Annotated in this window: 14 protein-coding genes; 4 read left to right on the forward strand and 10 right to left on the reverse strand. The window is 61.2% G+C overall.

The annotated features are described in order from the left end of the window. Window positions 1-43: 43 nt before the first annotated feature. The 6 genes from B9Z51_RS04440 to B9Z51_RS04465 all read right to left on the reverse strand — a co-directional run bounded on the left by B9Z51_RS04440 (window position 44) and on the right by B9Z51_RS04465 (window position 7666). Window positions 44-1375, reverse strand: a complete 1332-nt coding sequence (locus tag B9Z51_RS04440) for a DUF3422 family protein (RefSeq protein WP_108372112.1) — start codon at window positions 1373-1375, stop codon at window positions 44-46. 168 nt (window positions 1376-1543) lie between these two features. After that, on the reverse strand, window positions 1544-2542 hold the full coding sequence (locus tag B9Z51_RS04445) for a C4-dicarboxylate ABC transporter (protein ID WP_108372114.1): 999 nt from the start codon (window positions 2540-2542) through the stop codon (window positions 1544-1546). Window positions 2543-2569: 27 nt separating this feature from the next. Beyond that, window positions 2570-3016 (reverse strand): OsmC family protein, encoded by a 447-nt coding sequence (locus tag B9Z51_RS04450; protein WP_108372116.1) that lies wholly within the window; start codon window positions 3014-3016, stop codon window positions 2570-2572. A gap of 4 nt (window positions 3017-3020) precedes the next feature. Next, entirely contained in the window at window positions 3021-3251 is a 231-nt protein-coding gene (locus B9Z51_RS04455) for a DUF2892 domain-containing protein (RefSeq protein WP_108372118.1), read from the reverse strand. A 19-nt stretch (window positions 3252-3270) separates the two neighbouring features. Continuing rightward, window positions 3271-6555, reverse strand: coding sequence for an efflux RND transporter permease subunit (locus B9Z51_RS04460; protein WP_108372732.1), 3285 nt, complete (start codon window positions 6553-6555; stop codon window positions 3271-3273). A 7-nt stretch (window positions 6556-6562) separates the two neighbouring features. After that, window positions 6563-7666 (reverse strand): efflux RND transporter periplasmic adaptor subunit, encoded by a 1104-nt coding sequence (locus B9Z51_RS04465; RefSeq protein ID WP_108372120.1) that lies wholly within the window; start codon window positions 7664-7666, stop codon window positions 6563-6565. A 360-nt stretch (window positions 7667-8026) separates the two neighbouring features. Here B9Z51_RS04465 and B9Z51_RS04470 point away from each other — a divergent pair, with 360 nt between their 5' ends. The 4 genes from B9Z51_RS04470 to B9Z51_RS04480 all read left to right on the forward strand — a co-directional run bounded on the left by B9Z51_RS04470 (window position 8027) and on the right by B9Z51_RS04480 (window position 10111). After that, window positions 8027-8353 (forward strand): YqjD family protein, encoded by a 327-nt coding sequence (locus B9Z51_RS04470; RefSeq protein WP_108372122.1) that lies wholly within the window; start codon window positions 8027-8029, stop codon window positions 8351-8353. Further along, window positions 8353-8736, forward strand: a complete 384-nt coding sequence (locus B9Z51_RS04475; RefSeq protein WP_108372124.1) for a hypothetical protein — start codon at window positions 8353-8355, stop codon at window positions 8734-8736. The genes B9Z51_RS04470 and B9Z51_RS04475 overlap by 1 nt, the downstream gene beginning before the upstream one ends. After that, complete coding sequence (locus B9Z51_RS18770; protein ID WP_233254814.1) at window positions 8733-8897, forward strand: hypothetical protein; 165 nt, start codon at window positions 8733-8735, stop codon at window positions 8895-8897. Before B9Z51_RS04475 ends, B9Z51_RS18770 begins: the two co-directional genes overlap by 4 nt. A 77-nt stretch (window positions 8898-8974) precedes the next feature. After that, complete coding sequence (locus B9Z51_RS04480; RefSeq protein ID WP_108372126.1) at window positions 8975-10111, forward strand: OmpA family protein; 1137 nt, start codon at window positions 8975-8977, stop codon at window positions 10109-10111. Window positions 10112-10197: 86 nt separating this feature from the next. Here the strand turns inward: B9Z51_RS04480 and B9Z51_RS04485 are convergent, their stop codons facing one another. From B9Z51_RS04485 to B9Z51_RS04500, 4 genes are all read right to left on the reverse strand, one after another. Further along, entirely contained in the window at window positions 10198-10344 is a 147-nt protein-coding gene (locus B9Z51_RS04485; protein ID WP_108372128.1) for a lmo0937 family membrane protein, read from the reverse strand. Between the two features lie 9 nt (window positions 10345-10353). Further along, a complete protein-coding gene (locus B9Z51_RS04490) occupies window positions 10354-10596 on the reverse strand; it encodes a glycine zipper 2TM domain-containing protein (RefSeq protein WP_108372130.1) in 243 nt (80 codons plus the stop codon). 299 nt (window positions 10597-10895) lie between these two features. Further along, window positions 10896-11396, reverse strand: coding sequence for a single-stranded DNA-binding protein (gene ssb / locus B9Z51_RS04495; RefSeq protein ID WP_108372132.1), 501 nt, complete (start codon window positions 11394-11396; stop codon window positions 10896-10898). A gap of 56 nt (window positions 11397-11452) precedes the next feature. Beyond that, window positions 11453-12640, reverse strand: coding sequence for an MFS transporter (locus tag B9Z51_RS04500; RefSeq protein ID WP_108372133.1), 1188 nt, complete (start codon window positions 12638-12640; stop codon window positions 11453-11455). Window positions 12641-12779: the final 139 nt, after the last annotated feature.

Below are 12779 nucleotides of genomic sequence, written 5' to 3' on the forward strand. Positions count from 1 at the left end.
GGACCTGAAGGCACCGACCTACGGGGGTGACCATTCGGTGGCATCACCCCTGGCTGTGAATGCGGGCGTGAATGCGTTGGACGGTCTTCCATACCCCCAACAGCACGATCGGAATCGACAGGCCCGCCGCCATTTCAGGGTTCATCGGCAGGCCCAGTTTGTTCAGAGCCTTGGCGCCATACAGCACCAGACTCACCACGTAGTAGCTGATGGCCGCGATCGACAGGCCTTCCACCGTGGACTGCAGGCGCAGTTGCAGGTCTTGCCCCCGGGTGAGCTTTTCGAGCAGCTGCTGGTTTTGCGATTCGGTGGCGATGTCCACCCGCGTACGCAGCAAGGCACTGGCGCGTGCCACACGCTCTGACAACGCCGCCAGGCGCTGCGAAGTGGCTACCACCGTGGCCATGGCGGGTGACAAGCGCCGCTGCATGAACTCCCCCACCGTTTGCGTGCCGGCCAAGGGGCGTTCGCGCAACTCGGCAATGCGCTCACCCACAAGCCGGTCGTACGCCCGCGTGGCCGAAAACCGATAACCGTGCTCAGCCGTGGCGCGCTCGACCCGTGCAGCCAGCCCCACCAGATCATCCAGCAGCGACTGGTCGCCGTCCTGCTTGCGCTCCAGCCGCGCCGTGATGTCGGCGAGCTGCGCCTCGGCCTGAGCCAGCACGGGCGACAGGTGCTTGGCCACAGGCAGCCCGCGCAGCGCCATCAGGCGGTAGGTTTCCAGCTCCAGCACACGCTGAGAAATGCGCCCCGCACGGCCTTCAGGTGTGTCGGCAGGGGCCAGCACCAGCATGCGCTCAAAACCGTCTTCGCCAATGCGGAAATGTGTCAGCAAACAAGAGTGCGATTGCCCTTCGCTGGTGTTGCCCATGCGCGAGCCGATGATCGCGCCCGCGCCCAGCCAGGCCTGGGCCTTGTTCAGCAGATCCGCATCTTGCATGCCCTCGGGCAGCATGGCCAGCTGGATGGCGGCCACCGTTTGCCCCGGAATGCCGCGCAGCCACTCGGTCCCCACCGCCACATGGGGCGCCAGCTCAGGCAGCGTGGCCCCCCACTGCGCGTGGACGGGTAAGGCCTGAACAATGGAATAGCGGGTGAACTCGGTGTGCCGCTCCCACTTGACCGTGTAGCCATCGCAGCGCAGGCGCAAAAAGTTGCCGCCCAGCTTGTCCAAGTTCAAATCGGCATGCCCGGGCAAGCGGCACAAATGCTGCCATTCCTGCTCGCGGCTGATGCCTGCATTGAGCACCGCCACATACACAATCAGCGCGGGCAAACGCACCCGCGCTGAAGGGCGGGCATGGATTTCGTTGTGCAGGGTACGGCGCTGGGCGTCGTCCAGCGGCAAATAACGCGAAGTGATTTCGTTCATGGGAACATTTTGGCGCAAGTGCGCGAAGCCACGCTTTGCCTGAAACAGGAGACTGAGCTGGAGCGAGCAACGTCGGACTCTTCGAGTACCGACCTACAACATACCCTCTCCGTAGGTCGGTACTCGAAGGGTCCGACATTTGCCTATCTCCTTAACCGGCTGCGCAGGTCAAGCCGATGACGCAACCGGCGCCGCTTCAGCTTGCAGCAACTGCCCCTGCCACAGGCCCCGAAGGGTCCACCACAGCAGCAAAGCGATCACCAAACTCACACACGTGAGCCAAGCCAATGCCAGCGCCTGAAGCCAGGGCACATCAGGCACCAGGCGCAGCGACAAGGCGGCAAAGCCGGACAAGGGGAATGACATGCCCCAGAACGCGACACCAAAGGGCTGGCTGATGCTGCGGCGAAACACGGTCAGCGACAGGAGTGTGAAAAACAGGGCCACCCCCCAGGCCATCTGCACCAGCAGCAGGGGCGCACCCAGCAAGCCGCCCGACAAGCCCACCAGCGCGGGGGGCGCGATGGTGATGAAGGTGGTGGCCAGCAGGCGCTCAGGCCACAGGCCGACCATGCCAATGCGCACCAGCACGAGGGTCAGCGCCACCGGCCACAGCAGCAGCGCCACCCCGAACTGGGCGGCAGACCAGACCTCGTGGCCCAGGGCCACCCCGGCCAGCGGTGGCAGCACATTGCCCACGACCGGGATGAACAAGGCAGGTGTCATGGCGGGCCAAAATGCGGCCGCTGAGCGCCCGGCATGCAACCAGCGCTGCACCACCCAGACAGTGGCCAAGAGCAAGGTGGCCGAGCCGAACATCCACACAGCATCGGCCAGCGCACTGGGGCCCAACAGGGTGACCATCACCGTGGCCACCAGCACAAAGGAAGTGGGCACCGCCGCCACAAACACATGACGCACCGGATGCGCCAGGTCTTCGCGCACCGCTGCGGCGTAGTGCAGCACACGCCAGCCGGTGGCCAGCAGCAGCACCCCAAAAATCACGCTCGCCAAAGCACCTATGCCCAGCGACACCCTGAAGGCCAGTTCACCCAGCAAGGGCGTTGCACGCTGCCAGGCCAGCGACAAGCCGCACAAACCCAGCACCATGGAAAACCACCCCAAAACCAGATGTTGCACAGAAGAAGGGTTGGGGGTCTGGCTCATGTGAAAGTGTGGGAAAGGTGAGAGGTTCTATTTCAGGATGTGGCCCTGACTGTCCAAGACCTGGATTGTGACCGGAATGCCCTGCCCGACGCTCTGCGTCACGGTGCAATAGGTCTCGAAGGTGTCCAGCACCCGGTCCAGATGTTCCAGGCTGTCGGCAGGCACACCAAATGTCAGCACGGCATGCATGCCCAGCACGCGCAGGCGCTTGTCGGCGTTGCGGCCTACCTCACTCGTGACCACGCAGTGGATCGGCTCGGGCGCCTGATTGAACTTGCGCAGCGCAAACAGCAGTGAATCCGACAGGCAGTTGCCCACGGCTGCACTGAGCAGCTGCACAGGCGATGGCCCCAGGCCTGTGCCCAGTGGCGCGGGCTCGTCACTGGTGAGCATGGGCACGTCGCCGCCAAAGGCGATGTCAAAGCGGTAGTCGTGCTGCTGAATCAGGCGGACCTGAATGGATTTTTCGCTCATGGTTTCAGCAGCATTTGCTGCCGCATGCGGCCTGGTCTTTCACGCCCAGCTTGCGCAAGATGAGGCCCATGGGGCAGAAATTGGTGAAGCCGAACTGAAACAGGTTCAGACCCACAAAGGCGGTGAAGGCCAAACACCATTTGTTCACAAACACGGGGCTGCCTTCGACGCCCAGCGCGAGCGAAACCATGATGAACAGGCCAGCAAAAATTCGGATGTAACGTTCTACAGTCATGCTTTTCTCCAGTTAAAAATCAAACAGATTCGTGCTGCTTGCGGTACAGCGCGTAATACAGCACCGGGATGACCACCAGCGTGAGCACGGTGGACACCAAAATGCCAAAAATCAGGGAAATGGCCAGCCCGTTGAAAATCGGGTCGTCCAGAATGAAGAAGGCGCCGATCATGGCCGCCAGGCCCGTCAGGGCAATCGGCTGGGCGCGCACAGCGGCCGACTGCACCACCGCGTCCTTGAAGGCCATGCCGGTTTTGACCTGCAATTCGATGAAGTCCACCAGCAAGATGGAGTTGCGCACGATGATCCCGGCCAGCGCGATCATGCCGATCATGCTGGTGGCCGTGAACTGCGACTGCAGCAGCGCATGCCCGGGCATGACGCCGATGATGGTCAGCGGGATCGGCGCCATGATGACCAGGGGGGTCAAATAGCTCTTGAACTGCGCCACCACCAGCAGGTAAATCAGGATCAGACCCACGCCATACGCGGCCCCCATGTCACGGAAAGTTTCATAGGTGATTTGCGATTCGCCGTCCCACTTGATGGCGTATTGGCGGTACGGGTCTTGCGGCTGCGAAATCCAGTATTCGCCCAGTTCACCCATGCCCGGCAAGGCGGCTTCGGCCAAATGCGGACGGATGGCAAACAGGCCATACAGCGGCGAATCGAGCTGCCCCGCCATGTCGCCAAACACATAGCTCACGGGCATCAGGTCTTTGGTGAACAAGGGTTTGTTGATGACGCCGCGCTCGACCTTGACCAGCTCGGACAGGGGCACCAGGCGACCGTTCGATGCCCGCAGCGGCAGCGCCAGCAAGCTGTCCAGCCCCACCTGCGAGACCTGGGGCAATTGCAGACGCACCGGCACCGGCAGCTTCGACTGACCATCGTGCAGATAGGTCGCATCCATGCCAGACAAGGCGCCATACACCGTCTGCGCGATGACGGCCACCGGAATGCCCAGCGACTCGGCCTGCTGACGGCGCACCGTCAGATGCACGCGGGGCGCGTCTTCCTTGAGCGAGCTGTCCACGCCCACGATGTCGGGCGTCTTGGCAAAAGCCTTGGCGATGCGCTGGGCCAATGCCTGGCGACCGGCTTCGTCCGGGCCATAGACCTCGGCCACCAGCGGGCTCATGACGGGCGGGCCGGGGGGCACTTCGACCACTTTGACGCGGGCGCCGTGGCGCTGGCCTATTTTTTCGAGCGCGGGGCGCAGGCGCTGCGCAATGGCGTGGCTCTTTTCGTGGCGGTGCTTTTTGTCCACCAGATTGACCTGCAGATCACCCTGATCAGCATCGGCGCGCAAATAGTATTGGCGCACCAAGCCATTGAACGTGATCGGGCTGGCCGTGCCCGCGTAGCCTTGCAAATCGCGCACTTCAGGTTGCTGCGACAGGAATGCTCCCATCTCGTGCAAGGCCGACGCGGTGTTCTCCAGCGGGGTGCCTGCAGGCATTTCCAGCACCACCTGGAACTCGCTCTTGTTGTCAAAGGGCAGCATCTTGAGGACAACCCCAATCCCCGAAGTTGGCACGAGCGTCAGGCCCACCGACAGCAGCAGCGCCGCCACGATGCCCACCAACAGAAACCAGCGCTTGCGGCTGCTCGCCAGGAACGGCGTCAACACTTTGGCAAAAGCGGCTGGCAACTTGCTGGCCAAACCACCATGTGCGGCCTGGGCATGCGCTACGCTGTGCGGCTTCATGAGTTTCAGGGCCAGCCAGGGCGTGACGGTGAAGGCAATGCCCAATGACAAGGCCATGCCCAGACTGGAGTTGATCGGGATCGGGCTCATGTAAGGACCCATCAAACCGCTCACAAAGGCCATGGGCAGCAAGGCGGCAATCACCGTCAGCGTGGCCAGGATGGTGGGGCCGCCCACTTCATCGACTGCGGCCGGAATGATGTCTTTGAGCGATTTGCCCGGAAACAGTTGCTGGTGCCGGTGGATGTTTTCCACCACCACAATGGCGTCGTCCACCAGAATGCCGATGGAGAAAATCAGTGCAAACAGGCTCACGCGGTTGAGCGTGAAACCCCAGGCCCAGCTGGCAAACAGCGTGGCCGTCAGCGTCAGGATGACCGCGCCGCCCACGATGACCGCCTCGCGGCGGCCCAGCGCCAGGCCCACCAGCAAGATCACCGAGCCGGTGGCAAACGCCAGTTTCTGGATCAACTTGTTGGCTTTTTCAGCCGCCGTTTCGCCGTAGTCGCGGGTCACGGTGGCCTGCACGCCAGCCGGGATCACGGTGTTGCGCAGCACATCCAGCCGCGCCCGTGCGGCCGAGGCCACATCCACAGCGTTTTCGCCGGGCTTTTTGGTCACGGTCAGAGTCACCGCCGGAAACACCTGCCCGGCAGCTGGCCCGGTTTGCGCCTCTTTGTTGGCATCGCCCTGAGTCTGTCCAGCCGCAGCCCCCGGGGTGTACCAGACATAGCGCTGCGGCATCTGGGCGCCCAAATCCACCCGCGCCACTTCGCGCAGGTACACCGGTTTGCCCTGGTGCACACCCACCACCAAGCCCGCCACATCGTCTGCCGAGGTCAAAAACTCACCGGTCTCCACCGTCAGCATCTGGCCGCTGTCGGCTTGCAGCACGGCGCCCGAAGGCATGCCGAAGTTGGCCGCCGCCAGGCTGGCTTTGAGGCTCAGCAAGTCCACACCGCGCTCACGCAAACGGGTCGGGTCCAGCCAGACTTGCACCGCACGGCCCGGGCCGCCCAAGGTCTGCACCTCGCGGGTGCCTTTGACCTGCTTGAGCTCCATCTCCAGGGTGCGGGCCACCTGCTCCAGATCGTGCGCCGAATCTCCGTCCTGGCTCCACAGGGTGACACCCAGCACCGGCACATCGTCAATGCCCTTGGGTTTGACGATGGGCGGCAAAGTGCCCAGCTCACGCGGCAACCAGTCCTGGTTGGCATTGAGCACGTCGTACAGGCGCACCAGCGCTTCGGTGCGCGGCACACCCACCTTGAACTGCACCGTGAGCACCGCCACACCCGGGCGGGCCACCGAATACGTGTGCTCAATGCCCGCGATCTGGCTGAGCACCTGCTCGGCCGGCCGGGCCACCATGTTTTGCACATCCACGCTGCTGGCCCCGGGGAAGGGAATCAGCACATTGGCCATGGTCACATTGATCTGCGGCTCTTCTTCACGCGGCGTGACCAGCACGGCAAACAGGCCCAACAGCAGAGCCACAATCGCCAGCAAAGGCGTCAGCGCATTGGACTGAAAGGCTGCGGCCAGGCGGCCTGAAACGCCCAGTTTTTGTTCGGGGGAGGTGTAGTTGGACATGCCCACCTCACTTGGCCGCAGGGGCTGCAGGGCTTGCAGACGTCGCCGCCGCTTTGGAGCCCAACAGGCCCGCCTGCACGGCATTGACCGCCACGGCGTCACCCGCCTTCAGACCTGCCAGCACCTCGATACCGGCTGCGCCATGGTCTTGCCCCACACGCACCGCCTTGAGGGCAAAGCCCTGGGCCGTGGCCACATACACGCCGGTGATTTCACCGCGCCGCAACACCGCTGCCGCAGGCACCACCATGCGCTGGGTCTGCCCCCCCACAAACTTCACACGGGCAGACTGACCGGGAATCATCTGGGCTGCCGCCTGTGCAGGCAAATCAAGTCGCCACGCCAGGGTCTGGCTCACCGGATCGGCCGCGCCCACCGGCTGGCTGCCCGCAGGCGCCACCCAGGTCATCTGGCCATCGGCACCCGGCACTTGCAGCTGAATTTGCTTGGCGTTTTTGGCCTGTGTGTTCATGGATGCGGGCACCTGCACCACCACCCGCAAAGGCTGGGGGGCGTAGACCACCGCCACCGGCTTGCCCGGCACCGCCAGATCACCGGCTTGCGCCAGCGTTTCCATGACAAAGCCGTCAAACGGTGCGGTCACCTGGGTGAAGGACTGGGCCAAACCGGCCTGGCGGGCACCGGCGCCCGCGCCATCACGGGCGGCCTGGGCGCCTTTGTATTGGGCAGCGGCCACGTCCAGTGCGGCCTGGCTCACAAAGCCCTTGGCCCGAAGGTCTTGCTGGCGTGCATAGTTGGCTTTGGCATTGCTCAACTCGGCTTCGGCCTGCGCCACCTGCGCCTGGCTGCGCTGCACGCCGGTCTGGGTGTCGCGGTCATCGATGGTGGCCAGCACCTGCCCGGCCTTGACCGAGTCGCCGGCACGCACCAGCAAACGGGCCACACGCCCCGAAGCTTGCGCCGCCACGGTGCTGTAACGCACAGGCTCCACCACCCCATCGATTTCATAGCCGGTGCTCACCGACTGCGCCCCCATGACCAGAACGGGTACCGCAGGCGCGGCATGCACAGCAGGCACCACACACGCTGCGGTACACAGCACAGCCCGCAGGCTGAGTGACAGAAAGGGGGGATGAGTGAGCAGGCGCATGAAAAGTCTCCTTGCGCCCCATTCTACATGTACCCCATGGGGTATATACCTGACACCAGCTGTTCACCCCTTTTCAGCACAGTTTTGACAGCGCCGTGCCTTGCAGGTCGACGGTCAAAGCCCCCCAACATGCGACCGCATGATCACAACGCTTGCCCTGGCTCCACCTGTGCTGCAAGGCATGTCGGAGTCTTCGACCACCGACCTACCAAACACCACGCCCCCTTAGGTCGATGGATGGAGATCATCGGCCATGACCTTGATGTGACATATCCATAACGGTGTGTCAGGCAACAGACAACCGCGCTTGTAATTTTTAAACTGAACTTTCATTGTTCATTTACTCATGCAAAGGTAGCCATGTCAGACCCCAAAGTAACTCAAGAAAAAATGTCGGCCGTTGGCGCTGAAATTTCCAGCACAGTCAACGACGTTCTGGATGAGGCACGTCCAGTGCTGCACCGCATCGCTGATCGCGTCACCGACAGCGCGCAGGAATTGGTCAAGAAAAGCAAAGACGCCGCCTATGAGGCACAAGAAAAAATCGAAAGCGGTGTTCAAAATGTTCGCGACAACGCAGAACACTACATCCACGATGCACCTCTCAAATCCATCCTGATCGCAGCAGGCACTGGTGCCGCGATGGCGTTGGCCTTGTCCTGGTTCATGAGTTCCAACAAACGCTGATGTTCAAGCTGCTGCTCAAACTTCTGGTGTTGCCTCCTGAATTGCTCAAAGTGCATGCACTAGGTTACGCAGATTTGGCCAGCCAGGCGTGGGCAGATCACCTGTGCACACTGAAAAACCGTTGGGTGATTTATTCACTCAGCGCATTGAATCTGTTGCTGGCCCTGATATTTGGAGGCATGGCCTTGTTGCTGTGGAGCACTTTGCCCCTCACCGACTTACCCCATGCCTGGGTCTTGCTGGCGTTGCCACTGACTCTGTTGGTCCTGAGTGGTCTGTGTTGGGCTTGGGCTCGCAGTCTGCGCACGCGCCCCCTCATGGACGACATCAAATGTCAGATTCAGCTGGACCTTCTGGCCATCCAAAAAGCGCAAATGTCATGAGCACCGAATTGACGCCTGCACAGCGCCTGGCCGTGTCGAGGGCCAGACTGGCAGATGCTTTGCGCGACCCGGCGTGGCTGATTTTGCTACAGCGCTGGCTCCAGGCCAAAGCAAGGGAATCGTCGACCCGGACACCATCCGGACCCGGTACCGAAAGTTAACACCGTGAACAACAAAGCAATTTGATGAACACCCGATTTCGACACAGGCATTTCGCCTATTTTTTGGAGAAAGACAAATGAAACGCTTGATTTTCACCCCACGGCCAGTACTTTTGGTAATGACTGTTCTGGCCAGTGCCTTGGCACATGCGCAATACGACACCCCCAACAACGGGGTGTATATCGGCATTGGCGCGGGCGAATCCAAAGCCAACTTTGACATGCGAAGAACCGATCCGGACCTGAACTCCAGAAACTTCGCTCAAGACCGCAGAGGTGCACACTACAAAGCCTTTGTCGGTTTTCCGTTGAGCCCGTTCTGGGCGATCGAAACCGGGTACTTTGATCTGGGTCGTTTTGGCTACAGCGGCGCACAGTCTGACATCCCCTGGGCACAATCCCGTAGCAGAGGCCTGAACCTGGATTTGGTGGGCACACTGCCCATTACTGACCGCTGGTCTTTGCTCGGTCGTGTGGGCGCAGCCTATGCAGAAACCAAAGAAAATTACAGCGGCATTGCTTCACAAACCACGCGCGATACCAATTACAAATTTGGTTTTGGTACGGAATACGCATTCACCCCTGCTGTAACCATGCGGCTGGAAGGCGAACGCTACCGCATCAACAAAATCATGGGCAACCGATCTGATGTGGATGTGGTCTCGCTGTCCCTGATTTACCGCTTTGGCGGATCAACCCCCACAACCAAAACAGCGTACACGCCTTATGTGCCCCCAGAGCCCGCCCCCATGGTGGCACAAGCCCCTGTGGTAGCGCCAGAGCCGCCTCCCCCTGCACCAGCGCCTCCTCCACCCAAGCCTTGGGTCAAAGTGAAGCTGGAAGCCGACTCGCTGTTTGGCTTTGATCAGGACAGCTTGCAAGCCGACGGCAAAAAATCTCTGGACAAACTGTTGGATGAGCTGAAAAGCGTCAATCTCGAGATGCTCCAGATCACGGGACACAGCGACCGTTTGGGCAGTAAGGCGTACAACACCAAACTGTCCACACGCCGTGCCGAGGCCGTGCAGAACTACTTGGTGCAAATCGGTGGCATTCCTGCCAGCAAAGTCACTGCAACGGGTGTAGGTTCCAGCCAACCCGAAACCAAGCCCGGCGAGTGCAAAGGCAACAAGCCTACTCAGGCCCTGATCACCTGCCTGCGTATTGACCGTCGTGTAGTCGTGGAAGTCACAGGTTCACAACAACAACCCTGAGCGTTCATGAAAAAGCCTGCACCTTGTCAAAGGTGCAGGCTTTTCTATGGGAACTGCCGTTTGTTGAAGGCCCTGATGGCAACTTGTTAAAGGCGTCTGCCCTGTATCACACGCACCAAAATCACCACCACGGCGATGACCAGAAGAATGTGGATGAACCCGCCCATGGTGTAGGACGATACCAAGCCCACGAGCCACAGCACCAGCAAAATAACCGCAATTGTTTCAAGCATGGTGACAGCTCACTTCTTGGGTTTTGCTTTGGATTTGTCAACTTCATGACCAATCACGCCGCCCACCGCAGCGCCGCCGACTGTACCCGCCGTGCTGCCTCCGGTCAGGATCGAGCCACCAATGCCCCCTACGCCAGCACCAATGGCCGTGCTTTTTTCCTGTTGCGTCATGCCAGCACATGCGGACAGGCCCATGGACGCCATGGCCAGCGCCACAGCGCCCATGTTTCTTGGGGTGTATTTCTTGAACATTGCAGAACTCCTTTTGTCGACATGTGGGATGGCTTGGCCCCTGTCAGCACGGATTCAGTGCAAACAGACCAAGTCAGTTCAGCATAGAAACTCGAGGGGCCCATGTCTGTGAATTGGTTCACGTTGGCCTCTTCAAAGTGAACAAATAGGTCGCGCAGGCAAAGCCGCAAACGTCGCACTCGTCGAGTGCCCAACAGAGAAACTTCAACAAAGGGTGCGATTCATGCGATCGCCCATCGCCCATAAAAAAACGCACCCGAAGGTGCGCCAGATTCTGAATGGACTTGATCAAGTCAGATTCAAAACGGGATGTCGTCATCCATGTCGTCAAAGCTGCTGGCCGCTGGCTTGGGCGCAGGCGCCGGACGCTGTGCGGGAGCTGCGGCTGGGCGAGCGGCCGGGGCCGACTGCCGTGGGGCATAACCGCCGCCACCACCGCCGTCTTCTGCGGGGCCACCCATGCCCTGGCGGCTGCCCAGCATCTGCATGCTGTCAGCACGGATGTCGGTGGCGTACTTTTCGACGCCGTTTTTGTCGGTGTATTTACGGGTGCGCAAGCTGCCCTCGACATACACTTGGCTGCCCTTGCGCAAGTACTGGCCTGCGATTTCGGCCAATTTGGCAAAAAAGCTGATGCTGTGCCACTCTGTGGCCTCGCGCATTTCACCCGTGGCCTTGTCCTTGTAACGGTCGGTGGTGGCCACACGGATGCTGGTGACCGCATCGCCAGAAGGCAAATAACGGGTTTCTGGGTCGGCCCCCAAATTGCCGACGATGATGACTTTGTTGACAGATGCCATGAAAACTCCTCGATGATGTTCGAATTATGCGGCCTTTAATTGGCCTTTGACTCGGCTCAGGCCGCTTGAATAGTGCCTGCAACTCGGCCCGGCGCCTGCATCGGCCACGCCACCACCAACCAGCTCAGCATGGCCACACTGCAACACAAGAACAAGGCCGGACTGCCCCAGGCCTTGACCAAGCCCCCCCCCAGCCAGCCCCCCACAAAAAAGCCCAGCGACTGCAAGGTGTTGTACACCCCCATGGCAGTGCCGCGCACCTCGGCAGGTGCCAGGCGCGAAGCCAGGCTGGGCTGGGTGGCCTCCAGCACGTTGAAGCCGCTGAAAAACACAAACATCAAACCCGCCATGGGCCACAAGCGGGCGGTGGCCGAGGATTGCAGCAGCAAACCCAGCTGCACCAGCGCAATCAGGGCAATGGCCAACAGGAACACCTTTTTCAGGTGCCCACGCCGCTCCATGGCAAACACACCGCCCATCAACACAAACGAGCCCAGCACGGCGGGCAAATAGACATGCCAGTGCTCGGCCTTGGGCAAACCGGCTTGCACCAGCATGGCGGGCACGGCCACCCACATGGCCAATTGCACGGCATGCAACACAAACACCCCGAAATTCAGTCGCAAAAGACCGGCATGGCTCAGCACGGTTTTGAGGCTGCCCCGCGCTTTGGCGGCCACCGGCGCCGGGGCTGCTGGCGCCCCCCACACCACCACGATCACCCCCAACAAAGCCAGGATGCCGGTCAACCCAAACAGGCCCGACAGGCCAATGGCCGCAGCCAGCAAGGGCGCCACCACCAAAGACAGTGCAAACATCAGACCAATGCTGGCCCCCACCAGCGCCATGGCTTTGGTGCGCACCTCGTCGCGCGTCAAATCGGCCAGTAAGGCCGTCACGGCTGCTGACACGGCGCCCGCCCCTTGCAAACTGCGCCCAAGCAGCAAGCCGGTCAGATCGGTGGCGCCAGCCGCCCAAAAACTGCCCAAAGCGAAAATCACCAGCCCCAGCACAATCACCCGCTTGCGCCCGAACCGGTCCGACGCCATGCCAAAAGGCAACTGCAAAAAGCCTTGCGTCAGGCCGTAAATGCCCATGGCCAAGCCCAGCAAAGCCGGGTCTTCGCCTCCTGGGTATTTGCGCGCCTCCAGGGCAAAGACCGGCAAAACCAGAAACAGGCCCAGCATGCGCAGGGCAAAAATCGAAGCCAGCGAGGCGCTGGCACGGCGCTCCAAGGGCGTCATTGCATTGGATGGCGCGGGAGCTGTGGCAGAAATGGCTTGAGAATGGGTCACAAGAACAAGAAGCGGGAGGCTTGTCTGGAAAAGCCGTGATTGTCCCTGATTGACGGGCTGACATGTCAAAAAGAAGGCCGACGGGGAT

Origin of the sequence: Limnohabitans sp. T6-5, from assembly GCF_003063315.1 — a bacterium.
Taxonomy (GTDB): domain Bacteria; phylum Pseudomonadota; class Gammaproteobacteria; order Burkholderiales; family Burkholderiaceae_C; genus Limnohabitans_A.

What these genes read in the sequence shown, in the direction of transcription:
- B9Z51_RS04440 (WP_108372112.1), bottom strand. Translation starts at nt 1,375, where the DNA reads ATGAACGAAATCACTTCGCGTTATTTGCCGCTGGACGACGCCCAGCGC.
- B9Z51_RS04445 (WP_108372114.1), bottom strand. Translation starts at nt 2,542, where the DNA reads ATGAGCCAGACCCCCAACCCTTCTTCTGTGCAACATCTGGTTTTGGGG.
- B9Z51_RS04450 (WP_108372116.1), bottom strand. Translation starts at nt 3,016, where the DNA reads ATGAGCGAAAAATCCATTCAGGTCCGCCTGATTCAGCAGCACGACTAC.
- B9Z51_RS04455 (WP_108372118.1), bottom strand. Translation starts at nt 3,251, where the DNA reads ATGACTGTAGAACGTTACATCCGAATTTTTGCTGGCCTGTTCATCATG.
- B9Z51_RS04460 (WP_108372732.1), bottom strand. Translation starts at nt 6,555, where the DNA reads ATGTCCAACTACACCTCCCCCGAACAAAAACTGGGCGTTTCAGGCCGC.
- B9Z51_RS04465 (WP_108372120.1), bottom strand. Translation starts at nt 7,666, where the DNA reads ATGCGCCTGCTCACTCATCCCCCCTTTCTGTCACTCAGCCTGCGGGCT.
- B9Z51_RS04470 (WP_108372122.1), top strand. Translation starts at nt 8,027, where the DNA reads ATGTCAGACCCCAAAGTAACTCAAGAAAAAATGTCGGCCGTTGGCGCT.
- B9Z51_RS04475 (WP_108372124.1), top strand. Translation starts at nt 8,353, where the DNA reads ATGTTCAAGCTGCTGCTCAAACTTCTGGTGTTGCCTCCTGAATTGCTC.
- B9Z51_RS18770 (WP_233254814.1), top strand. Translation starts at nt 8,733, where the DNA reads ATGAGCACCGAATTGACGCCTGCACAGCGCCTGGCCGTGTCGAGGGCC.
- B9Z51_RS04480 (WP_108372126.1), top strand. Translation starts at nt 8,975, where the DNA reads ATGAAACGCTTGATTTTCACCCCACGGCCAGTACTTTTGGTAATGACT.
- B9Z51_RS04485 (WP_108372128.1), bottom strand. Translation starts at nt 10,344, where the DNA reads ATGCTTGAAACAATTGCGGTTATTTTGCTGGTGCTGTGGCTCGTGGGC.
- B9Z51_RS04490 (WP_108372130.1), bottom strand. Translation starts at nt 10,596, where the DNA reads ATGTTCAAGAAATACACCCCAAGAAACATGGGCGCTGTGGCGCTGGCC.
- ssb (WP_108372132.1), bottom strand. Translation starts at nt 11,396, where the DNA reads ATGGCATCTGTCAACAAAGTCATCATCGTCGGCAATTTGGGGGCCGAC.
- B9Z51_RS04500 (WP_108372133.1), bottom strand. Translation starts at nt 12,640, where the DNA reads ATGACGCCCTTGGAGCGCCGTGCCAGCGCCTCGCTGGCTTCGATTTTT.